At 44.9% G+C, this 24,419-nt stretch carries 19 protein-coding genes; all 19 read right to left on the bottom strand.

Annotation, left to right across the window (positions count from 1 at the left end; translation table 11 throughout):
* Positions 1-50: 50 nt before the first annotated feature.
* Positions 51-404 carry a hypothetical protein gene (locus IGJ25_RS02890; protein ID WP_005227192.1) on the bottom strand — a complete coding sequence of 118 codons (354 nt, stop codon included), beginning with the start codon at positions 402-404 and terminating at the stop codon, positions 51-53.
* 108 nt (positions 405-512) lie between these two features.
* Positions 513-971 (bottom strand): low molecular weight protein-tyrosine-phosphatase, encoded by a 459-nt coding sequence (locus tag IGJ25_RS02885; protein WP_438779088.1) that lies wholly within the window; start codon positions 969-971, stop codon positions 513-515.
* A gap of 3 nt (positions 972-974) precedes the next feature.
* The gene (locus IGJ25_RS02880; RefSeq protein WP_005227190.1) at positions 975-1,544 is read right to left on the bottom strand and encodes a TetR/AcrR family transcriptional regulator; all 570 of its coding nucleotides are present in this window, start codon (positions 1,542-1,544) and stop codon (positions 975-977) included.
* A gap of 208 nt (positions 1,545-1,752) precedes the next feature.
* On the bottom strand, positions 1,753-3,213 hold the full coding sequence (locus tag IGJ25_RS02875; RefSeq protein ID WP_010748665.1) for a helix-turn-helix domain-containing protein: 1,461 nt from the start codon (positions 3,211-3,213) through the stop codon (positions 1,753-1,755).
* Complete coding sequence (locus tag IGJ25_RS02870; protein ID WP_015508844.1) at positions 3,191-3,682, bottom strand: hypothetical protein; 492 nt, start codon at positions 3,680-3,682, stop codon at positions 3,191-3,193. Before IGJ25_RS02870 ends, IGJ25_RS02875 begins: the two co-directional genes overlap by 23 nt.
* A gap of 44 nt (positions 3,683-3,726) precedes the next feature.
* A complete protein-coding gene (locus IGJ25_RS02865) occupies positions 3,727-4,527 on the bottom strand; it encodes a class A sortase (protein ID WP_074934425.1) in 801 nt (266 codons plus the stop codon).
* Positions 4,517-5,599, bottom strand: coding sequence for a DUF916 and DUF3324 domain-containing protein (locus IGJ25_RS02860; RefSeq protein ID WP_225000912.1), 1,083 nt, complete (start codon positions 5,597-5,599; stop codon positions 4,517-4,519). Before IGJ25_RS02860 ends, IGJ25_RS02865 begins: the two co-directional genes overlap by 11 nt.
* A 67-nt stretch (positions 5,600-5,666) precedes the next feature.
* Entirely contained in the window at positions 5,667-6,407 is a 741-nt protein-coding gene (locus tag IGJ25_RS02855) for a WxL domain-containing protein (protein WP_010748661.1), read from the bottom strand.
* Between the two features lie 11 nt (positions 6,408-6,418).
* A complete protein-coding gene (locus IGJ25_RS02850) occupies positions 6,419-7,219 on the bottom strand; it encodes a WxL domain-containing protein (RefSeq protein WP_010748660.1) in 801 nt (266 codons plus the stop codon).
* Between the two features lie 45 nt (positions 7,220-7,264).
* Entirely contained in the window at positions 7,265-7,978 is a 714-nt protein-coding gene (locus IGJ25_RS02845) for a WxL domain-containing protein (protein ID WP_404850171.1), read from the bottom strand.
* A complete protein-coding gene (locus tag IGJ25_RS02840; RefSeq protein WP_010748658.1) occupies positions 7,911-8,279 on the bottom strand; it encodes an LPXTG cell wall anchor domain-containing protein in 369 nt (122 codons plus the stop codon). The genes IGJ25_RS02845 and IGJ25_RS02840 overlap by 68 nt, the downstream gene beginning before the upstream one ends.
* Before the next feature lie 14 nt (positions 8,280-8,293).
* Positions 8,294-13,162 carry a hypothetical protein gene (locus tag IGJ25_RS02835; protein WP_317725919.1) on the bottom strand — a complete coding sequence of 1,623 codons (4,869 nt, stop codon included), beginning with the start codon at positions 13,160-13,162 and terminating at the stop codon, positions 8,294-8,296.
* Positions 13,163-13,795: 633 nt separating this feature from the next.
* Positions 13,796-14,755, bottom strand: coding sequence for a LacI family DNA-binding transcriptional regulator (locus IGJ25_RS02830; protein ID WP_010748656.1), 960 nt, complete (start codon positions 14,753-14,755; stop codon positions 13,796-13,798).
* A gap of 13 nt (positions 14,756-14,768) precedes the next feature.
* Positions 14,769-18,059: a GH36-type glycosyl hydrolase domain-containing protein gene (locus IGJ25_RS02825; protein WP_010748655.1), complete on the bottom strand. Its 3,291-nt coding sequence runs from the start codon at positions 18,057-18,059 to the stop codon at positions 14,769-14,771.
* 15 nt (positions 18,060-18,074) lie between these two features.
* Positions 18,075-20,225, bottom strand: coding sequence for a glycoside hydrolase family 3 N-terminal domain-containing protein (locus IGJ25_RS02820; protein ID WP_010748654.1), 2,151 nt, complete (start codon positions 20,223-20,225; stop codon positions 18,075-18,077).
* A gap of 6 nt (positions 20,226-20,231) precedes the next feature.
* A complete protein-coding gene (locus IGJ25_RS02815) occupies positions 20,232-21,011 on the bottom strand; it encodes an endonuclease/exonuclease/phosphatase family protein (RefSeq protein WP_225000915.1) in 780 nt (259 codons plus the stop codon).
* A complete protein-coding gene (locus IGJ25_RS02810; RefSeq protein WP_413118802.1) occupies positions 21,002-21,922 on the bottom strand; it encodes an acetylxylan esterase in 921 nt (306 codons plus the stop codon). Before IGJ25_RS02810 ends, IGJ25_RS02815 begins: the two co-directional genes overlap by 10 nt.
* Complete coding sequence (locus IGJ25_RS02805) at positions 21,915-22,517, bottom strand: DUF624 domain-containing protein (protein WP_010748651.1); 603 nt, start codon at positions 22,515-22,517, stop codon at positions 21,915-21,917. The genes IGJ25_RS02810 and IGJ25_RS02805 overlap by 8 nt, the downstream gene beginning before the upstream one ends.
* A 298-nt stretch (positions 22,518-22,815) precedes the next feature.
* Complete coding sequence (locus tag IGJ25_RS02800) at positions 22,816-24,417, bottom strand: sugar ABC transporter substrate-binding protein (RefSeq protein WP_010748650.1); 1,602 nt, start codon at positions 24,415-24,417, stop codon at positions 22,816-22,818.
* Positions 24,418-24,419 lie beyond the last annotated feature (2 nt).

The raw sequence follows: 24,419 nt of genomic DNA, 5'->3' as shown, positions 1-24,419 counted from the left end.
AACCGCTGTGTCTAATGACGCAGCGGTTTTTTTGCTATGCACAGGCTTGTCTACAAGCCAGGTTTTGTATTCAAGGTGCTAACTTTCAGCACATGATGCAGGGGAATAATCCGCAGCTGCTGACGGTCGCTTTGTAATTTCAAGACAACTTGTTCTTTTGCTACCGTTTTGCCGACGATCCAGCCGGTAACGGTTTCAAAACCACCCAATTTCTCTGTTTTTACTTGCAGCACGACCAGGTGCTTGGCAGCGGCTGCCTCTTGCAGCGTTCGCTGGATTTCTTTGACTTTTTCAGACTGATTCTTCTTGTCAGCATCATCACTGAAAAAGGTATCCAGCAACGTTGTGGATGTCATCACAATGAGTTTGCCCAATTGTTTGATGGGCGATGGTTTCTTTTCCATTGGACATTCCTTTCTGCGCGTTGCAGCAGTTTATAAAAACCACACATACGTTCGCATTTCCATGGTTCTATTTTAGCAAATTTTTGGTAAAATACAAGCGAACACGCCTTATTTTTCAGAAGAAATAACCTCTAGCCAAAAAGGAATTCCTTCTTGTAGCAGTTGATAGGTCTCTTCGAAATCTCCTGTATAATAAGGATCTGGTACTTCCGCGGTTTCTTTGCCAGGAACAACACTCAAATACGAACGAATATTTGCGGTGGTATCGGCAGGTGCCAGCGCTTGAAGTGTTTCAACATTACTTTGATCCATACCGATGATCCAGTCAAATTTGGCAAAGTCTGCTTCTGTGATCTGCCGTGAAATGAGTCCCTCGCTGGATAAGCCTGCTTGACGCAATCTTTTTTTGGTTCCGGGATGAGCAGAATGTCCGACTTCCCATGAGCTGGTCGCTGCCGAATCGATCTGCCAATCCAATTTGCGTTTTGTTATTTCTGCTTTATAAATAGCTTCTGCCATGGGGGAACGGCAAATATTACCTAAACAAACAAATAAAACTTTCGTCATCGCTCACTGCTCCTCTTTTTCATAGATTTGGTGGCCAAAAAATTCCACATCCTTCGCCAAACGAAACAATTGCGTTGCAATCTCTAAGGGGGTCTCTGGAAAGTCGTTGTGAATCCAATTTTCCAAAATGCCTCCGCAGCCGTAGGAAAAGAACCGGCTATAAAATAGAATGTCTTGTTTCGTCAATTGCTGCTCTTGATCGACCTCCAAGAACAAGCGCTGAAAAAGCGGTTCTGTGATCTGTAGAAATCCGTTCATTAAGATTTCGCGGTCATAAGCCAGTGATTTGCGGTAAAAGGCCGGCGCTTGTTTCATTGCTTTCAGCATGCGCAAGGCGGCTTCTTCCCAGTTATCAAGGGAGACATCTTCTGTCGTCAAAAAAATCAGGGCATCTTGCCGATAGATCCATTGGATCAAAGCTTTTTTATCAGGAAAATGGTAGTAAAACGTCTGCCGATTGACTTGCGCCTTTTCGGCGATCTCCTGTACGCTGATTTTATTCACTTCTTTGGTCTCACAAAGGGTGATCAATGTCTGGCCAATCACAGCCTTCGTTTGTTTCCCATCCATCATAGGGCACCTCTTTTTCTTCTCTTTCTATCATACCAAATTTTCCTGCAAAAAAAAATCCTATCAAATGGTCCTTTTTCACAGACCTTCCCCGAAACCTTCATCAGAGCAATAGATTCCTGGGCGCTTTTTAAATAGGACAGGTTTCTACAAAAAACGCCTGCCTCCATTTGAGGCAGACGTTGCTTTCGATAGTTAAACGGCGGGTTGCTCATTGTGCCATTTTGGTTTGAAACTGTTCTCTTCGAATCACACTGACTTTTTCAGTGAAATTGGCCCAGTCGATGGGTCTAGGTGGTGCCAGCCATAAGATATGGTCGATCCCCAATGCACCATAAAAGGGTAAGTTTGAAAGAATCAGATGCGTATGATCATCTGGGTAACTTTGGAATTGGACATTTAAATCGAGGATTTTTTCGATATTCTTTTGGATCATCTGATTGTAGGAATCGCCAAATGAAAAGTCCACGCAGACATACAAGGGAACCAAAATCTCTTTTAGCGGAATCGTGGAAATCAACAGAATCAGGTACCTGAAAAACAAAAACTCTTTATTGTTCCATAAGATCGGCCGGTTGCGGCTTTCTTCCAGATAGTTACGGCAAAAGGCAGCATATTCTGGATAGGTTTCAAGAAAATACGTCACATCCATATATTGGTATTCATAGCGAGAACTAAAGGAAAACGACAAGAGCTGATAATGGATCGTTGTCGTTTCAGCATGAAGAAGTGCCAACGTGTCCGCGGTTAAGGAAAACTGCTGTTGGACGGCTTGAATAAAATGCTCGTTTAATTGTTGGATATAGGTTTGTTCTTGATCGATGTAGCTATTGTTGTCGATCAGCCAGCCCTCAACGATCAAAAAGCGCAAAATATCTCGAGCTTCACGCTCTAGCACTTCTTGATCGGTGATCGTCAAAATCTCCTGCAGCCAGCGTTTCAATTCCTCAATGATCACGAGATGTTTGGGCAAGACTAAATCATTTTCCACGCTGTTTTGCAGGTAATGACCATTCGTCATCCGTGCCAAAACGATTCCTAGATAATGTTTCTTGCGAATCCGCATGCGAGCAGACTGTTCTGGTTTAAGCCAGGTGCTTTCATTAAAACGATCAAAGGTCTTTTCTTTTTCTAGGATTTCTTTTGGAAAAGGCGAATGATTCAGATAGTATTCCTTCATAAAAAAGAGAAAAATAAATTCCCTGATCTCACTTTCCTCCCCAACCAGCTGAAATTCTTTCGTCACTTCAATATCATATTCTTTCAAGATCAGTTTGAACTGTTTAAATTCTTTATAGACGGGATTATGGCTTAAATAGTGATTGGTGGCAAATTCGTATAAAGAAGACAATTGCTCAAAAAAACATTCTTTCAACATGGAAAATTTCAACGCTTGATCCAAATAATAGGTCAGCAGTGTATCGGAAGTTGCCAGCCCCGAGGCATTCAGTTTAATGACCGTCCCATCGGTCACGATCTCAAATTCCTCGTTCAATCCGAGTTCATAAAAATCAAGATTCAATTCTTGAACGGTTTTGTTGATCAAAAATTCTGACATGGTCAATTGATCCATCAATGTTTCCTTCGTTTCCGAAAGAGCGACTGCGTTTTCCAAATATTGCAGCATCACCAATTTTCGTTTGTCCGCCTTATTCAAAAATGTCACAAACATGCGTTTTCAAGCCTCCATTGTTTTTTTGGCCATAAAGGACGTTTCCTGAAAATAAGTAGCACAAGCTGGCAAGATAAGAAGGCTTATCATCGCCATCACCATCTGTATTATTTCCTGGCAGTGCTAGATCGACGTTCAAACGATCCGGCGCAAAGACATCCTCCAGCATGACTCGTTGGGCAAAATGTTTTTGCTTTTCCAAAAAACTGCTTTCTGACAGTGAGGATCGCTCCGGCTCTTTTTTCGGAACGGTTTCTGGTTCAGGCGCGGGTTGTTCTTTGGATTCTTCCATTTCAGTTGGCGGTTCCTCCACTTTTTCTGGTATTTCTTCTGGTGGGTCCGTGGGGACGATTTCTTCTGAGGGGTCCAGCGGATTATAAATGGTCGCAAAAACGACTTGTTCTGTAACAAGATCGATCATTCCGATAATCATGCACGCACCAATGACAAAGCCAAATCTGCGTTTCATTTTATTCACCCTCCTTATCATCAGCGCATCTTCTGATGATGTTTCTACGACGCTGAACGGTCCAACAACTTATGGGCGCCCAGCAGACATCCACTAATTATAAATAAAATAACAAATAAAAGAAACCAATTTTTCATTGATTGTTGTTTCCATACCGTTTCTTGTTTTTCAACCATCACTTTTGCTGCTTTCGGCGTGCTGATTGTCGCCGCTGGTTTTTGTGGATGATCGGCAGTTGCCTGCTCAACAGGAATTGCTGTCAGCACGTACCGTTCTTCTGTTCGAGTAGGCGTAGGACAAGTGATCAAGGTCAATTTTGGTGTCTGTTCTTCCTCTAGCACCGACAAGTCCGACTCGTCTACGATTTTTTTATCCGTGATGATATACTGTTGACTCTCCTCGAGATAGGTCACTGATACTTCCATCCCCACCTGTGCTTCTAGCAATTGACCAAATAACAAACTTTGTCTCCCAAGATGATGCCCTAAAACGACAAAATTGCTATTTTTCAACGAACGTTCGGGAAACATCACGACGCCGCCTCTCAGCAGCTGTTGATTCGTTAGTCCCACCAACAGCGGCTGCTGGAAATCGATCGCCTCGATTGCGACAAAGCCGTACCCAGTGATCGTTGTCGGCTGAGGCGCCATTACATCTGACAGAGCTGGCATTTGGATCGTTTCTTCTTCTGGGATCGTTGCCGGCAGCTGGGTGGCTATCGTCAATTGCGTGGTGCGTAATTGCCAACTGACGATGCTTTCTTTTAGAAAAGGCAGTGCCAGCAAAAGAATACCTACGATGATCAACCCATCGATCAAGCATTTCTCAAGGTGCTCACGCTTCATCCGTTTCATTTTTTTTCTTTCGTCGGTACCATAAAAGCAGCAGCAAGGCGAGTAGTAGCAACAGTCCGCCGATCAAGAAGTAAAGCCATGTGTAATCTGTTTCGATCGTCACATCCTTCTTATTAAGATCACGTGCGACCTCTCCCGTCACTGTAAATTCTTTTTCGAAGGTCCATTTATAGAGATAGCTTTCTTCTTCGCCTTCTTCATTTTCAATTTTGTATTGCCCTTCATCGCTTTTTCCACCATAGGCAACGGAAGTCAACACGTAGGTCCCTGCTTCTAAACGTTGTCCTTCTAAAGAGATTGGGTACGAGAAGTTGGAATTAGGTGCCATTTGCATTCGTGAGGTATCCGAAGAATACAAGACGTCGCTATCACCTTTTTTCTTCACTTCATTGATCAGGCGTAATGAATTCAAGTAAGCTGCTTCAGGATTTTGAAGAGTGACATTGATAGTATTTCGGGCGTTGACTTGACCTGGTCCAACATCCAGCAGTTTTAGATCCGGTGAAACTTCTGTTGTGTTTTGACGCAGTAAAATCGCAACGACATAGGCATACTCATTCTTGATAGCTAACCCTTGCTCTTCTTCACTGTCAGCAGTATCGGTTTCCTCTGTCGTCTCTTTTAAGGTCAATCCGCCTGCGATAACCCCTTCAAAGGATTCTGAAGGCATGGTGATCTTTAAGGGCAAGGTGATTTGGGATTGTTTGGGGATCGTGATCTCTTCATCCACTTCAATCAAATCAGCCATATCATAAGGCAAGGTTTCGTCCGCTTCGATGTCGTTTTCGCCATATTCCACGACTCCGTTTAAGTTTGTGGTAGCTGAAGCGATCACTGGTGCGATGACGACCTCTTGATCGGTGTCATTACGCAATTGAACTTCAACGGTTTGTACCGTACCCGGCGCCATTTTCAAGTCAAAGTACATTTTTTCTTTATCGATTTGATTTTCTGGAATTACGGGATTGACGGCAAAGTTAAATTCAGAAGCGGTTCCTATCGTTGGTACAAAAAAGAAAATACTTGCGAATAGGAGCGCCAAAAGCTGGTTGATTTTTTTCATGATGGATGTCCCTTCTTTCTATGTATTCTCCTTAAACCACGAAAGGGTTCAAGGAGAAAGCTGGTACTTATGGGTTTGTTGGTGTGTCTGTCAGTAACCAAGTAAACGTGGTGTTGTATTGGCTGGCATATTTTGTCGTTGAGCCTGGAACTTCCAACTCAATGCTATCCATAGCTGCAGCTAAACTATCGCCCCAGCTCATTAGATAGGTCCCTGCCCCTTCGCCATCTTGGGCACTCATCACTAAGGATTGAGCACCATTTGGATTCAATGTGATCGTTGAACTTACATTTGATGGTTTTGGTGACAAGGAAGGTGTTACTACAGTTCCCTTCGTCAAACGAATTTGCGCGGCGGTCAATTCTTGATCTTCTGCTGTTTTGAACTGACCATTTTGGCGAACATTCAATGTCCAACCGCTCTCTGTTCCCCGATTGTCTGTCACTTGGACAAAATTTGGTCCTTCTTGATTCACATTTGCTGAATCTACGTATTTTTGGGTTTCCGCATGGTAGATCTCTGTTTTTGAGGTGATTTTTTGCGTACCAAAGTAAAGGCTTGAAGCAAAATCAATCGATAACGGTCCGTTGGTTCCTGGATTTGGTCCATCTGGGTCCGTTGGGTCAACTGGTTTGATCGGATTTTCTGGATCTGGGTCTGTTGGACTGATTGGATTGGTTGGGTCTGTATTTGGTTCAAAAGTGATCTGTCCGTTTGAATTGTATTCTGCGCTGTCCGCTGCTTGTGCCAGCGCAGGAGCAGCGAAGCTTAGCCCTAATACTGAGAGAAATGCTAGTGTTTTTTTCATGTCTATACTCCTTATCCTTCCGTTCCTGGTGTATCTGATAATACCCAAGTTAGTGTAGTCGTGTAGCTAACGGCATCTTTTGGTGTGCTGCCGGGTACAGAAAGTGCGACCGCTTTGGTAACATCTGCTTGTACTTCTTGGCCATCCTTATCTATTTCAGTGACCGTCTCAACGCTTCCCCAAGCGTTGACCCATGTTCCAGCACCCGTTTGATTTGCTGCGGTCATCACCACTGATTCAGCACCTGCTGCATCCAATATGATCGTCGCTTCTGCCACTGGAGCAGTAACGCCGATCGCATTTGATTTAACGGCAGGACTTGTTAGGGTAATGACAGAACCAGTCAATTCTTGATTCAACGTCGATTCGTTTTTGAATTGACCATTTTGCTTCACAGACAACCGCCAACCAGCATTACTACCGCGATTATCCGTTACTTGAACATAATTGGCAGTTTTTAATGTAGAAACTGTGTCATCGTCATTCAAATACCCTTGTGCTCGTGCATAATAGACTTCGTTTTTATTGGAGATTTTATTGACACCAAAATCTAAGCTAGAGGCATAATCGATCGATAATGGTCCATTCGTTCCAGGGTTTGGTCCATCTGGATCGGTTGGATCCACAGGATTGACTGGGTTTTCTGGATCTGGATTTTCTGGATTGACTGGGTTCGTCGGATCGGTATTTGGAATAAAATCAACCGCCCCATTTGAGGTGTAAGAAGCCGCTTCAGCTGCTGAAACCTCAGTTGCTGCACTCGCTGCTGCCAATACGGCAAGACTTAAAAAGACCCATGCTGTTTTTTTCATTTCTATTTGACACTCCTTTATCTGTTTTACTGAAAATCAGTGATTTTAATTGCTTTCAGGGACATTCTTTAAATTCCAAGTCAATGTCGTCCGATACCCTTTGGCTAATTTTACGGAACTGCCTGGTACATTTAATTTTACTGCCGTTGACCCTTCCGTTGCATCGTTCCCAAACTTGTAGATCCAAGTGCCCATTCCTTTTCCGACAGGTGCGTTGACCAATGTGATTTCACTATCGGGTACAAAGGTATGACTTGCCGTAACCGTTGGTGCATACTGCATATCGGTGACCGAAGTTGCTGCACCTGAGGCGATCGATAATGAAGCCCCGACTAGTTCTTCGTCATCAGCCGTTTTGAATTGTCCGTTTTGCACAACGCTCAATGACCAGCCTTCTTGCGTTCCTCGTTTATCTGTTACTTGCACATAGTTTGGTCCAGCAGCGCCAGCTGTGAACTCTTGCAGCTGTGCGTAATAATCTTTTGTTTCGGAAGTGATCAGTTGGTTGCCAAATTGAAAACTTGAAGCAAAATCGATCGATAATGGTCCAGCTGTTCCAGGGTTTGGTCCATCTGGATCGGTTGGATCGACGGGATCCACTGGTTTTTCTGGATCGGTCGGATCAACTGGATTGGTTGGATTCGGGTCCGCTTCAAAAGTGATTGCTCCATTTGAGGTGTATTCAGCGGCATTAACGGTTGTTGGTAACAGAGCAGTGCTCATCAATAGAATGCCTGCCGTCAAGAAAAGTTTTTTCATTTTTTGTTCTCCTTTTGATTAAAATGATTCCTGCTGCCAACAAAACGACAAGACCACTGCTTTGATAGCTATTAAAGTGATCCGACCCTGTTGCCGGCAGAATGTTGTTGCCTTTTTGATTTACTTGTTTATTCCCTGGCTGTTCTTTTACGGGCTCTTCTGGCTCCTCAACTGGTTCTTCATAGACACCGAAAAAGGAAGTAATGCCATTGCTGTCATAGGCACCTGCTTCGGCTGCTGAAACGAGCTGAGGAAACATTAATAGACAGCCAGCAATAATACCGATCATGATTTTTTTCATTTATTTTCCTGCCTTTATGGGTTGCCAGGTGCCGAAACTAGCTGCCAGCTCAAGGTTCCTTGATAGTCCCCGACTTTTTGCTGTTCGACTGGAACGGTAAGCTTGATTCCTTCATTCTGACTTTCGCCCCAGTGCTGGTTCACGACGTATGTGCCATTTTCTGTCAATTCCGTTTCCTCGATGATCATTTCCCCACTGGTTATCATCTGTTCTTGACCGTTTGTCACAAAGCGGAAGACATCGGTTAATTGATCTGTCCCATCCGTTAATGGCTGTTGCTCTTTGACCGTCAAGCGCCATGGACTCCGTTCGGACCCTCTCGTATCTTTCACTGCTAGCTCGCCTGTGATCGTTGGCCAATAATCTTGTGTTTCTGTGGCAACTTTCTGCTGCCCAAAATCAAAGTCTGTTGGCACACTGCTTAAAATAAGCTCGCCGGCAACTGCGACATTGACGACTTTTTCTGCCCGTTGACTGCCTGCTTCATAATGGTAAGCCGTTGACACATTTTTCAACAGCTCAGCTTCCGTTGCTTGCTGGATCGCGGCAAAAGCTTGCGGATCGACAGTCGGTGGTACATTTGCCCGATTATCTGCAAAAATCGTGGTTGCTTGGGTATAGTCTGCCAAAGCGGCTTCATCTGTCAGTGCCGTTGCTTCTGGTAAGGTCAAACGGACATCTTTTGCATAGACGGCAAATTGCCGATCAGCAGAAATGACACTTTCATTTTTGACCACCACCAGATTCACGGTAGTTTCTGCCTGATTCTGATCGTTTTCCCCTACGGAAAAAGTGATCGCTTGTTTGCGATAGACCGCTGTTTCTAACGGTTCTTGAATCGCAGCTAAGACCTCATCTGTCAGTGTATCCTTAAAGAAAGGACGCCCACTAGCTTCGAGATAAGTCACAGCTTGTTCTTTGGTCAGCGATTGTGCCTCTTGCTCTGTAAGGATCACATTGCGTGCTTGGACTTCCGCCTTATTTGAGTAGCGGACGCTGATATCGTAACTATATTCCCCATCAGGACTCGTCCAATCAACTGGTTCTGAATCTGGTTGTTCCGTCAACTGCTGATCCGTGCTATCCAGCTTGCTGGATTTGATTTGACCCCCATAGACCCATGAACCGGACGTTTGGGTTTCTGGTGTGAACGTCAATGTTGGCAATTCCGTTACCGTGTAGGGAATCAATAAACGCCCTTTTTGCACCTGCGTCCCCGCCTGCTCAGTTCCCCATGCTTGCAAGGTCAGCGGCGTATTGTTCTCTTTGACTGCCGTTACATTGTGACTAATGGCACCGATCCCATTCGCGACTCCCGGTGTTTCGACTTCGTAGTTAATGATCGAACCTGGTATCGCAATACCGTACCCATTGGCTGCATTGGTGACATCGTTGTCCCCAATGAAGGTTTTCCCAGTCGCTTTTTCGATCCCACTGAAATTGATTGGCGTGATCGCTGCAGCATTAGCAGCAGTTGGATTTATGGTCAGTACTTGATAGGCACTAACCGCCCCAAACCACGTTCCTTGACTGTTGACTCGAGAACCTGCATCATTGGTCGTCGTTTTCAGCCACATTAAGTGATCTTTGTCCGTATCTGGTGTGGCGAAATCTGACAGATTGATTCGTCCCGTTCCCGGCGGCGACTCGATCGTCCCTTTGTCTTCTACCGTTAACTTCGCCCCTGAAATCAAATTCGTTGCGGAAGTAATCCCGATACCAGCATCTTTGGAAAGATGGATGTCACCGAACTGATGATAGGTCGTTGCGTGATTGGCAGCAGTCGCTGAACGGCCATTTTTGATGTCTCCCCCATTGGCCATCAGCTTGATACCGTTTGTCACATTCAATTCGGTAAAGTTGACGATCCCCAGACCCGTCACAGCGATTGGATCAGTTTGATAAGAAGCTGTCCCATCGACATTTTCACCAAAGTTCATCTTCACTTGATTACTGCTGTTGGCTACGATCGTGTTCGTAAAATTATCTGACGCGTTTCCGCCTGAGATCCCATTGATACTTTTGGCTCCTTGAAGTCGCATCTCGACATCTCTTAAAATTTGACTGGAAGAAATATTGGAATAATACGTGGTGTATAAATTCCCGATACTTGATCCTTCCGCCTGGATATTCATATAAATTTTGCCGCTTCTCGTATTGCTAGCAGTCCGTCCGCCATCACCATAGATCGTCGCCCCATTCAGTGCATCTGACCCCGGCTTTGTGTATATGTTCAATGTAATCGTATTGGAGCTGTCGGTCCCAACGATATTCGTACTGTTAAACGGATTTCCGCCTGAGATGTTCGTTCCAGAAGGAAGGGCAAACTCACCATCGTAATTTCTCAAATCCAATGTCAAACTGGCATTTCCTAATAACCGTCCATTGTTCGTAACACCGCCTGAAAAACCATTAGACCCTGTACGCGGAGTACCTGAGAAGTTTCCGCCAAACACTCGATTATCTGAGTTTCCGTTAATGGTGTGGGAAGAAGCGACACCATAAGAGGCACCGAGTGAGGCATTGATCACCCCATCATAAACCGTTACTGCGACATTGCCGGTCACTAATAAGTCATCCCAGCCGCCACCAGATAAAAACCAGTCTACTTGCCCATTATTTACGGTCGTTCGTCCATCTCCGTAAACACGGCGTCCAGTATAGCCTGTTCCTTCTAGCGTATCGACGATCCCAGAGTTCAAAGTATTGGAAGAATTTCCCTCAATGACACCTGAGAAGGAACCACCGTAGGTCCAGCGAGCAACCGTGTTATTCAAGATCGTTTTGGTATTCCCTTTAATATAGATATCCCAAGCTGTTCCTGGATAACCGCCGCCACCAACGATATCCCATCCAGATGAATAGCCTCTCGTTTTATTGCTCGTTGAGTAATCTAGATTTGTCGGTCTGGATCCTGTGTAAGCAATCCCATCTCCCCCAGGACTACCATCCGAAGTGATCGTACCAACTTCAATCGTCGTATTTCCCTCAACATAGCCGCCTCGACCAGCTGCCGTCGAATAAATCGCACCGTTTGAAAAGGAACCGCTGACTAGATGAGAAGTGATATCGCCATAAACTTTAAAACTTGCCGCTGCTTCTGCCAGTGCTGCTCGTTGTTCCGGAGTATAATTGTCATACGTCGTCGTATTCGAAGCCCCCATTGAACTTTGAGTCAAGGTACTAACGTTGTTTCCCCCACCGCCGTTAAAATCACCAATTCCGCCGACGCTGGCACTCGGTCCGGCTTTCACGGTGTTGACGATGTTTCCTGTGATGGTACCAGTATTCCGATTGCCACCTTCAAATTCACTCCGTCCAGTGGAATAGCTGCTGGCATCAAGGTTGGTCACGATGGCATCCTTAGAACGGTCAGAGCCGATGTTGCCATAAAATGAACCGCCTACAAACCGATTGGATATCCCTGACCAACCGCCTGCACCCGAGATCGTACTGCGGATCGTTCCATTGATGTTGCCATATTGAACGCCACCAGCAAAAGTACTTAAACGGAAGCTTGCATTGGTGGTTTGAATCGTCGTTTCAACATTGCCTGTCACATTGGCTGTATTGGAAGCGTTTGTTCCAAGACCACCGCCATAATAACTGCCTAATGTGCCATTTAAACGATTGATCGTGACACTGGTATTCCCATCAATCGTACCAATATTGGCACCTCCAGCGATCGTACTGATATTACCTACTGTATTATTTACGACAATTGCTGTATTCCCGGTCAATGTACCACCGTTTTGATTCCCCCCATAAATATTCCAAGTTCCTGAACCTGTCGCATTCAATGTGATTGTTGGGTTTCCCGAAAGGTCGCCATTGTTGCTTCCCCCATAAATCGCAAGACCGTTCCCGGTGGACCCACCGTTCAATGAAAGGCTATACCCATTCATGTACATCCTCGTACCACTATAGTTGAGGTTTCGAATCACTACATGAGAACCGAAGTAAATGTCCGTGCCAAGTGCAACCGTGCGACTCCCAGTGGTCAACGTTGTTGCATCTGTGATGGGATCATCACTATGCCCTGTGATGATCAAGCGGCTGACTTTTCCTTGCAGCGCATAAAAAGTCATGTTCGTATTATCGACTGTGGCTGGAATCGTCTTTGAAGTCAGATTCGTTGGCAGTGATAACGATCCACCCGAGCCAACATACAAAGCAAATTCTTGGCCATTGCCGTTTTGATACATATCAAACAACGCTTGACGAATGCCTTCAGCACTATTGGTGTATTCCGCATATGCTGATCCATCTCCAGCTGGGCTTGGTACAGCGATCACTTTCGTTTTATCGGCTTCTGCAATGATCTCTTTGATCGATTGCTCTGCCAACGAGATGTCCGCCGCTCTTGCCTTAACCGTCGGTTTAAAAACAGCAGTTAAGGTTTGGTTCTCCGTGAGAATCAATTCGGTCAACGCTTGACTTGTATAGACCGTGCCATCTAACGACCAGCCTTCAAAAGCAGTATCATCTTCGAAAACTGGCAACTCACTTTCTTTTAGTGCTTCCCCTTTGTTTTTGCTGATCTGAGTGCGGGTTTCCCCGGTAGCAAATAGATGCTCCGTGTCTGTCAGAAAGGTCACCTGTACTTCTTCTGCAGCTTCCGATGAAGCTTCTGTTTCAGATGAAGCTGTGTCAGTGGCTCCTGTAGACGAATCTGTCGAAGCAGGTTCACTAGATGCTTGCACTTCAGTTTCGTTCGTCTCTTCCAGACTGTCGATCGATGAAACGACAGGGTCAGAAGAAGACATACTTTGTTCTTCACTTGTTTTTGTAACACTTTCGGCTTGTGCCACTACCATTGCATATGAAAAACACGGACCTGATGTTAGTAGAAAAACAAGTAAAGTTGTTAAAAACCGTTTCACTTTATCCCTCCTATCTTAAAAAAATAAACGTATCGCGCAGTGCACGCCCTGTGTTACAACTCTTAGTTTAGCGAGTTGGCGAAAGAGAATTATAATTCTTTTTTTCTTCCATTCAAAATTATGATTATAATTGATTTTTCATAATTCCGATTTTTGTAACTTCCACATCTTAGAGCTATCTGTTACTCATCGATTGAAAAAAAGCGCAAATTATCAGGATGAATCATCGATTCTTTTCAAAAAACTGCTTTTCTCTTTCATAAATCATACAAAAAACGAGGGATAAATCAACACTCATAATTAAATTAAGATGAGAAAAATAAATAAAAAGTTAGAATATTTGACAAAATTCAGCGGCACAAAACTCTTTTCTAACGACCTAAAATAATAAGTTAAAAGAACGCTTCCTATCTTCTGACTGTAGATAATGATAATGTTATAATCAAAAATGAATAAAAAACGTTATTTAAAAATTCCATTGCATATAAAATAACAAAATAAAAATTATTATTTTTTTATAAATCACTGATTTTGATAAAATAAGTAAAGTTATTTTTGAAATAACGCAAAAAAAGCCTCAAACAGTGTTCTCTGTTTGAGGCTTTTTCAACTCTTTTTCCTTTAATGGATCAATTAAATAAATGATCCGCCATCCACAAAAGTGGTATAAATATGCTCGTCCGCCACTGGATCCCCTTGGATCGATTGTACGATTTTCTCAGCTGCCACCATGCCCCATCGATGTTTCGAATAGGAGATCGTCGCTAAGCGCGGCTGCACAAAAGCGCCTAATTCCGTGTTATCAAACCCGATGATGCGGATCTCTTTTCCGATGCGATAGTCGGTCTCGCGGACATATTTGTAGACCCCGATCGCCATCTCATCATTGAAGGCAAAGATATCAATGGGAAACTGGGGATCATTTGCTAAGAGCTGTTTTGCCGCTCGATAACCAGAAGGTTCCGTGAAGTCACCAGGAATGACTTCATAAGGAATACCAAAGCGCGTCAATTCTTTCGTACTGGCTTCCAAGCGCTCCCGACTGTCGTAGCCTTTTTCTGGCCCTGCTAAGAGGAAGACTTTTTGGCTTTGTCCAGCGATCAAGCGATCGATCGCCAGCACAGCCCCTCCTTTATTGTCTAACAAGACTTGATGGATGTTTTCATGAGACAAGACACGGTCTAACACGACGATTTGATGCCCTCGTTGGGCGTATTGCTCGATTTCCTTTGCTGGAAACGTCCAATCCAAAATGATGGCACCGTCCACCATCCGCTCAGGAATAAACAAGTGTGACTTCTTGCCGCTGCAGACGATCATTTCATAGCCGAAAAGTTCCAGCCCTTTCTTGATACCATCTAGCAATTCCCCATAAAAACTTCCGGCATAATCGGCGAGATAAACACCGATGATGTTGGTTTGTCTGCGTTTCAGTGTGCGAGCAGCCATGTTCGGAACATAGTTCAATTCGTTTGCGATCGCTTGAATCCGCGCGCGGGTTTCCTCGGTCACTTTTGGACTGCCATTCAATGCATACGAAACGGTGGATATGGAGACACCCGCTTTTTGGGCAATATCTTTGATTCCTACCATGGCTTCTCCTTTCTTAACGATAAATATCGATCGTATTGGTTTGGTTTTCGTTTAATTTGGCGCAAAGTGCTGCTTTCTTCAGGACAAGCGCACCTTGACGGTAGCGATTTTCCGCAAACTCAGTGGACATTTCTTCCCCGTTGATCAATACTTTCGGCGTACTTGCCGAATGATAGACGATTTCGACCGGCCGATCAAAGAGTCGATACGTCAGTGTCAACCCTGCTAGCTCCGCTGGCAAGACGGGATCAAGTTCAACGTGATCAACAAAGGTACGAATGCCTAACACATTGCTGATCAACTGATTCATATAGATCCCCGGTCCACTAGAATAGATGCGCCAGCCGCCTTTGACGCCGACTGCTGCCTCCTTAAGTTTACCAAAATTTTCTTGGGCTTCAACCCTTGTTTTGAAATCGCCATCAGAACTGCTGAAATACGCATTTGCTTGACGAATCTCCGCGTTTTCGACCCGTTGAGCGATCTGGATCGGATTGATGACCCCAAGCGCTTGCCAAGTCTCTTCTTCTCGACCTAATTTCGCCATCGCTTCGGTAAAGCGGATGTGGGCGTGAACGTACTGCAAACCGATTTCTCGTCCAAAGTTGGCTGCTTGTTCTGCACGCTTGAAATTGGTGCTGACACCACCCGCATAAGTCGCTGGACGATTCATCAAGCGCACCCCATCTGGAAATTGCAAATGCTCCTTGATGATCGCCACATGATGATCGGCTTGTTCGGGAGATAACAGCTCACCGATCATGCTTTGTTGCATCGGCAGCAAGCGGTATTGGATACCAGTTTTCTTGTCAGTCGGATGGACCATCAGTTCCACGTGCTCGCTATCTTCCATATAGACAAATCCTGGCAACGTGCCATCAGCTAACATGTATTTTTCAAAGTCGTGTTTGATGCCCTTAGACAGTTCTGTTAAATGTTTGGCATACTCTGGGTCAAATGCCTGCAACTGGCTGGCTAATTTTTTCAATACTTCATAGGTCAAGGCAACGGTCCAGCTGCTGGCCATTTGTTTCTTCAACTTACTGTTATTTGGCTGCAAGGTGTCATCCCAATCGCCATCGCCATAACAAGACAGGTACGTTCCTTCCAAGAAGTTCGCTTCGATATACGCCACTTCTTTTTTCAAATGATCAAACAATGAAGCTTTGGTCTTGGTTTTCAGGAAGGTCGCGCGATCCGTATAAGGCAGTTCTTTTTCCAAAATCGCGAAATCTTTGGTTTTTTCGAGATAGTCACTAACGACTTTCATCGGCCAGACGATCACATCTCCGTGGCTCTCATCGGCTTTTTGTTTCTCATAGCGATCAAACATAAACCATTGTGGCCAGTTGCCGTCATCTGCAAATTGATTTTCAAACAAATGCTCGATGATGGACGCCACCATTTCAGGACGATTAAGTGCTAAGAAATACTCAGTCGGTCCTTGGGAAACGTCTCGAGTCCCCCAAGCAGCACCACCGTACTGTTCAAGACCATGAGGAGACAGGTAATGAACAAGCATATTGTGGGTGTACCAACGTGCCAAGTGATTGAAGGATGTAACGTCCGCCTGCGAATGTTTCAATTCAAACTGATTCAACAAATCATCGACAAAGGCCGTATAGGCAGTGTCTTCTTGCTGGCGATCTAACGTTTCGGAAACAAAGGGTTCACCAGTCAGTGTGCCTTGGATCACGAAGGAAACCGTCGCCTGTTCTGCAAAGGTCAATACGGTCGTGCTATCAGCAGCGGCCACATTGAAGATTGCTTCATCGGTCAGTTCAAAAGGTTGAGCTGCATGGAGATAATACGTCAATTCTGGATAAGTTTCCGCAATCGGTGAATCCGCTGTTCCTTTGATGGTGAGCAATTGCTGGTCTTGCGTAACAGTAGCAGTCGGTGCGGCTTCATCGATCCCCATCACAAATTGATTGGTGATGGCCCAGGTGTAGGCACGTCCTGCTTCACTGGTGATGGTGGTTGCGATCGTGCGTCCGTTTGCTTTCGTGAAGGTCGTTACTTGGATGACATCATCCGCTGTTTTGTAGTACCACGTCGCCGAATTCAAGCCCATTTCAAAAGCAGATGGCATCGTTAAAATCCGCCATTGATCGCCGTCTTTCAGATAGATCCGCTGACCAGAACGTTTGAACAGATTCAATGAGTTGCGGCTATTACTCAACAATTTATTCATGTTCGTATTGCCTAATACGATTTGGGAGTTAAACATCCCCGTCATGTAAACAGTCGTGCTCAAAATGGGGTGATCGACGATCAACTCTTGTCCGCTCATCAAAATATGCCCATGGGAGCGTTCCATCTGTGCTTCTTTTTCCTTCAACACGACATGGTGATAGTCAGGGGTAAAAAAGGAATAAAGCTGCTTATCAACGATTTCCACTGCTTCTTGCTGCGGGAACCGCTCGTTGATTTCTTCTGTGGAAAATGTCAGCCCTGTGAGCGGTCGACCGAAGTTTTTTCGTGGCTGCGCCGTTGCTTGCAACGAGTCAAAGGACAAGGCTTGATAAGTTTCTTTCAGCGTTTCAAGCGCAAACTGCGGTTCATTGACTGCCGTCGCTTGATTGGCTTTGACCGCTGCGTAAAAAACGATTTCCGTAGGCGTCTCACTTACCGTCAACCATTGCGTTTGCAGTGCCGTATAGGCAAATTCGTATTGATACACTTCATTGGCTAACGTTTCTTGGCTAAGTGCAGCTGGTTGATTCTTTTCTTTGTAGCTGCGACCGAAAAATTGATAGCCATCCGTCGAGAAGCCTTTTAAGGCTTGGAAGCTGCCCTGTTCCACCAATGGAAATTGACCATTTTGTGGTTGATTTTGGCGCGAGGAAAGCACGATGCGATCCTTATCATGGCTAACATGATGGTCGATATATTGCGAAACATAGGCTTCATTGGATTGAACAGCACCTTTGGCGGCATTGCCAAGGTCTTGCCCGTAAACCAGTTCCGCTTCCCCAGAACCACTCAATTGAACCCGCCAGAACCAGCAATCTTGTGCCAATTGGAAATCAACTTGGTAATCGATGGACTGGTACGTCCCAGTCCAAGTCAGCTGTTTTTCTGAGTAGGCAAAGGCACTGTTAGCATTTGAACCGATCAAGGGAATAAAGGACAACTCCCCCGCCTCACGCAGACGTAGATAGATTTGATTCAAACTACCATCTAGCGCATTTCCGATCAACTGATTGATCATCACACCGTGACTTTGGATCTCATATAAATCACCGTTTGGTAAAAACGTCACGGTCGTATTTGCGTTATTCATCACTATTTTTTTCGTCATAGAAACCTTCCTATCTTACCTAACTAATTGCAGGGTTGTTTGTTGGGTGTCTCGGCTGTTCCCACCAATCATGATGTGGAATTTCCCTGGATCACTGCTTACTTGTTGGTTGCTGTGGACATAGCGCAGCAGTTCTTCCGTGATCTCAAATTGAACGGTTGCTGATTCGCCAGCCTCTAGCCAAATTTTCTTAAAGCCTTTCAGTTCTTTCACTGGGCGAACCACTTCACCGACTAAATCGCGAATGTAGCATTGGACCGTTTCCCAGACCGCTGCTGTTCCTTGGTTCGTAACAGTGATGGAAGCCGTGACCGTTTGATCTTTGGTCATAGTCGGCTGATCCAACGTCACCGCAGAATACGCAACTGGGCTATAACTCAAGCCAAACCCAAATGGATATTTGGCATAAATGGAGACATCCAAATATTTCGAGACATATTTTTCATCCGGTGCACTTTCATAAGGACGACCGGTATTGTCAACGTTGTAATACACAGGAACTTGTCCAACGGTTTCTGGGAATGACATGCTCAAGCGACCGCTTGGATTGTATTCTCCCCACAGGATCTGAGCAAGTGCGTTTCCGCCTTCGGTTCCAGGGAACCAAGCCTCGACGATCGCTTTGGCTGCATCCACACCTTGCAAATCAAGAGGACGACCGTTATAAAGTGTTACGATCAATTGCTCGTTGTATTCTTTTAAGGTTTCAACCAAGGATAATTGGGCTTGCGGCAAACGAATGTCGCTGCGGCTGGCAGCTTCACCGCTCATCCATTCCTGCTCTCCTAGTGCTAGGACCACTTTATCGGCTGCCTTCACTAATTCGATCGCTTCTTGGATCGCCGCTTCAGACGGTGCAAAATAATCAAAGGGCTCTTGACCGATCAACAGATCCGCACCCAAGGCTTGGGCACCCTCCACTAAAGTCACTACTTCTTCTTGTTTCCCTTGCCAAGACCAAGCCCCTAATAGATCACGGGAGTGAGCACCTGGGCCTACGATTGCGACTTTTTCGGTTTTCTGCAACGGCAGGACACCTTCATTTTTCAACAACACCATTGATTTCTTTGCGATATCGCTGGCGATCTCTCGGTGTTCTTGAGACAAAACAGTGGCTGCTTCAGCGGCTTCATCAGCGCCGCGGTATGGATTTTCAAATAGCCCCAGCTCATTTTTTAAGGTCAAGATTCTTAGCACCGCTTCATCGACTAAGGCTTCCTCAACGGTGCCTTCTGCGATCAACTCTTTCAAGTTATCGGTGTAGCAAGTCGTCATCATCTCGATATCGACCCCAGCTTTGATGGCTAGTTCAGCGGCATGTTTTTCATCCTCCGCTGCGCCATGAGCGATCACTTCTTTGATTGCTGCCCAGTCAGAGATCACAACGCCTTCAAACCCGAATTCTTCTCGCAAAACATCGCGGAAAAGCCAGCGATTGGCCGTTGCTGGAATGCCGTCTACCGTATTAAAGGAGGTCATCACCAGCTTGGCACCAGCATCAAGGGCTGCTTTATAGCCTGGCAAATAACTTTCTCGCAGTTGGCGTTCTGACATATTGACCGTGTTGTAATCGCGACCACCGATAGCCGCACCGTAAGCCGCAAAATGTTTGACGCAAGCAGCCACGCGGTTGAAATCCGTTCGCAGATCATCCCCTTGATAGCCTTTGACGAAGGCTTCAGCGAAGCGACTGTTCAAGTAAGGATCTTCCCCCGTCGATTCCATGACACGGCCCCAGCGTGGGTCTCTTACTAAGTCCACCATCGGTGAAAAGGTCACATGCAAGCCAGAAACAGCTGCTTCTTTGGCAGATACTTCCGCCATTTTCTCCGCTGCTGCCAAATCCCATGAACTACCTAATCCTAATGGAATCGGGAAAATCGTCCGAAAGCCGTGAATGATGTCCGCCATCAATATCGTCGGGATATTCAAGCGGTTATTGGCGATATACTCTTTTTGGACGCGGATCGCTTCTTTTGCACCAGAAACACCTAGCGTTGTTCCCGCATTGTTGATGTTTTCTTGTGTCAGTCCTAAGTCGCCCATCGGACCTGTTTTCTCTTCTGCTTTATCTGAATAAAAAGCCGCTGCCAGTTGCAGCAACTGATCGATTTTTTCATCTAAGGTCATTTCTGAAAGTAGTTCGGTTAATTTCTGCTGTTCCATTTTTATTCATCCTTTGCTTTCTTCAAATTGGACTTCTGCTTCTAAAGGAAAATGATCGGAGGGAAAACGACGATCACAAGAATCCGTTAGACAGGCGGTTTTGACCACCGTGAAGCCTTTCGTATAGATATAATCAATTTCTTCTAGTTCTTGCCATGGTAACGTATAAATAAAATTTTGATAGGAGCCTTTTGGCCCATGATGCGGCTTTTGTCCATGTTCTTTGGCATTTTGAAAATGCTGCTCTAAGTACCGATGCACCCGCTCCGTTGGCTCCGCATTCAAGTCGCCCATCAGCAATACAGGATAGCGTTCGATCTGATCTGCCAGCTGCTCAAGGATCACTTTCATCCCTTCAAAACGAGCCATTTCTGAAATATTATCTAAATGAGTCGTGATAGCAAGAAACGGCGGAATCTTTTTTTCCTGCAAGACTGCCCAAACACATAAGCGTGAATACGCAGCTTCTGGATGAATACTTGGTTCAGTCGGTGTCAATGACAACCAAAACGAACCTGAATCTAATAACTCGAAAGCCTCTTTTTGATAATACAGTCCGATGCCTTCGCCTAAGCCATCACCGTCACGTTCAGCCGTGACGGAAGCATACTGCGCTAACTTTGCTAAATCCGCAAATTGGCTGGGACGAGCTTCTTGGATCGCCAGAACATCCCAGTCGTAGTAATCGATCAAGGAGCAGACCGCCTCCGATCGATAGTGCCATTGCCATTCTTGGTCATAGTCGGTATCGACTCGTAGATTGTAGGTTGCTGCTTTCATCTGCATTCATTTCCTTTGAGTAATTTTGTGATTTGCTGCATTTCACGACGGATTTGTTTCGCTTCGCCGCCACCATGCCCTTTATTTAAGTAAATACGCAATTCTTTCGGTCCAGGAATCTTTTTATAGGAAACGAAGAAATCTTCCATGGGACAGATGGGATCAGCACTGCCGACCGATGTATAAACAGGACCAGTTATCTGATGAGCAAAATACTTCAAATCAAAATAACTCATGACTTGATAGATCGTTTCCCGCGTTTCTGGAAATTGTTCAATATACTCTTGAATCACCTGGTAACTTCCTGTTTTTTGTTCGATCCGATGGACAAGATTGGAGTGGCTTGGGACATCGGCAAACGTCGCAAAAATCGGGACGTTCGTTAATGCGTTGACCAATAAGGCGATGCCGCCTCCTTGTGAGCCGCCTCTTAAAATAATGCGCTGCGGATCGATTTCCGGTATCTGTTGAAGGACTTCTAGTGTGCGCAAACTATCTGCGACCAATCGCTTCATATAAAAATCTTCTTTTTTCAAGATGCCGCGTCCAAAAGGTGCTTCATGCTGCGTGGTCTCATAGGGAACCTGATCTTGCGTGCGTCCCCCTTGTCCGCGATTGTCGATGACAAGACAGCCGCAGCCGATCAATAACCAATGAGCAAATTGGAACGGTTCTTGCACATGATTCATATAGCCTAAAAAATCAATCACGATTGGACAATCTGCCGCTTGTTCTGGCAGCAGCAGATGCCCATAGATCGTTTCATTACCAAGACTTTGAAAAGAAATCGTAAAACAATCGATCCCTTTCAGCAAAGGCGCTTGTTTGGTTCTTTCAAAGGCTAGCGGAATGGTGTCAAGTTCTTGTTGGACCGAAGCCCAAAAACAGGATCGATCCGTCGCTGTGGATTCAGTCATTTGTCTCTTCCCCCTTCGCTAATACTTTATTGAAAAACAACACTTGGACAAAGGCTGAGCCTGAGATCCCTAAACAAACAAATAAGAATAGGTTCACTTTGCTGCACAATACAAAGACAATGATTGGGACCACCAATAAAATGATCGCATTCGCCGTACTGCTAAGAACCGCATAGGCCGTTTCTTTTGCTGTTTCTTGCAATGATTGGGCAAACAAGCTGTACAAGAGAACGAACACGACGAGATACAGCGCAGCCAAGCTAACGAGGATCACGGCTAAAACGCCAAAGTAAGGTGTAATCATCATCAAGGAATAGATCAACCCAGCAAAGACTGCGACATACGCAATAATAAGACCTTCTAAGAAGAGCCCACGTTTGAGATTGCTTAAGAATGCTTGCTTGTATCGCTGCCAAATCGGGACATCCCGTTCCTTGTACAATTGATCGATCGTCTGATACAGCGCGATCAATGCTGGTCCTGCGAGAATCAGCGTCATTGCTGGAATCATAAAGAGAAAACTAACAATGATCATATCTGCTAAAAAAGCAAAGACCCGATAGTACCATCCTTCATAAGAAAATAGTCGATTCATTATGATCCTCCAATCAAAACTTGCTGATTTGTGCTGCGGGTGCTACGTAAACTTGTTTCTTGCCTTCTTGTGAATTTGGGTCGTTTCTCAACGTACAGTTTTCTGGGTTGCAGGTTGCAGCTTGCATGTCTCACTACGTGAGCCAATTGCAGTGATTCTTTGTACGGTCACTACGCTCCCTGCAGTCGCCTAGTACTTTGAAACATCAGATTTTGCGCAAAGTACGCGCAAAACCTGTGTTTCAAAGCAAAGGAGAGGAAAGGTCTTTTTTTTGGCTTCCTTTCCTCTCCTATGGGGGTTATTTTAGTCGTTCGCGGTTTTCGGCCATTTTTTCAGTTTTAATGTCTTTGATTGCATCCCAGTTGTTTGAATCTAAGAAGCTTTCAAAGTCGGTTAGTGTGCTGTCAAATGTTCCTTCATCTTTTGAACGGATCAATGAGATGATCGTGCTGTTGATTTTGGTTTTGATGGCTGTGTTTGAACGTGCTTCAGCAGTTCCAGCATCTGGATCCGTATTTTCGATCACAAAGTGTGGATACAATTTGCCTTCGCCCCACTCTTGCATTTGAGTCAACGCATTTTCGGTTTTGACTTTCATTGCATTGACACGGTCATTATTAAAGTAGTTGAAACGGCTGATACCATATTTTTTGTTGTAGCCTTCGTTGTCGGTTTGTTCCATTTCTTTGATTTCTGGCAAGTAATCGATTTTGCCTTCATCGTTGTATTCATACGTCACGCCTTCAACACCGAATTTTGTCAAAATTTGTCCTGGTTCATCGATCAAGTACGTGAAGAGTTGGGTTACTTTTGCTGGATCCGCCGCATCTTTTGTGATGTAGTTGATCAACCAGCCAGAGATTCCTGTTTGGTTCAAGGTTGCTTCACGACCAGACGTGCTGGCAGGGCCATCGATTGCGATGTAGCGTGTGTCAGAGTTTTTCATGAATTCAGTGAAGTTCCCACCTTGTCCGCTCGTTCCTGCGACTAAGATCGTTGCATAGTCCCCTTGTTTTACTTTTTCATCATAGGTTGGACCGTCATCGGTAAAGCTGTCATCACTGATGTTGCCGTCACGATACACTTGATTGAAGGTTTTCAACCATGAGATATATTCTTCATCTAAATTACGGTCGTAGAACGCACCATCTTCATCTTCTAATGGAACACCTAAGAAATCTTGCAATTTATCTAAGAATGGTCCTGCTGTTTCGCCGATCGTTGTGAAGCCCATTGGTGTCAAATCAGGGAATTTCTCGCTGATTTCTTTCATGACTTTCACATAGTTTTCTGGAGTTGAAACATCTGGTTTGCCTAATGCTTCATAGACATCTTCACGGATCACAAAGTTGTCGTTGACGGGAATATTGCCGCTTTCGTAGTCTGCTGCTGTGTTGGAATAGTTTGGATAGCCATAAGTTTTGCCATCATCTAAAGCAAACCATTTGAAGGTATCTTCGGTCACGACATTCATCAAATACGGATCGTATTGTTCCGCTAAATCGTTCAATGAGTATGCCCAGCTATCAGCTTTTGTGGCTGCTTGACTGGTTTTATCCATCAACGTCACGATATCAGGCATATCACCACTTGAAATCAAAGCGTTTAATTTCGAATCATCCCCTGAAATAAATTCAATATCAATGTTCAAATCTTTTTTGATTTGGGCTGTCGTCACATCTTCACCAAATGGCAAAGCTGTCCAGTCAGAATTGATGTACCATGTGATCTTGGTTGGTTCTTCTTTGGTATCGAGTTTCCATGCTGGTGTCTTTTCATCTAACTCATACCGATCTTTGATAGAAAAATCCGAACTGCTGGCATTGTCTGAGCTGCCGCCACATGCTGCTAAGCTGAGTAATGCTGATGCTGCCAATAAACCGCCTACTACTTTTTTCATGT

It is taken from the genome of Enterococcus sp. DIV0240d, assembly GCF_051711245.1.
Lineage (GTDB): Bacteria > Bacillota > Bacilli > Lactobacillales > Enterococcaceae > Enterococcus_D > Enterococcus_D casseliflavus.
This window is presented reverse-complemented; position numbering and strand designations above follow the sequence as displayed.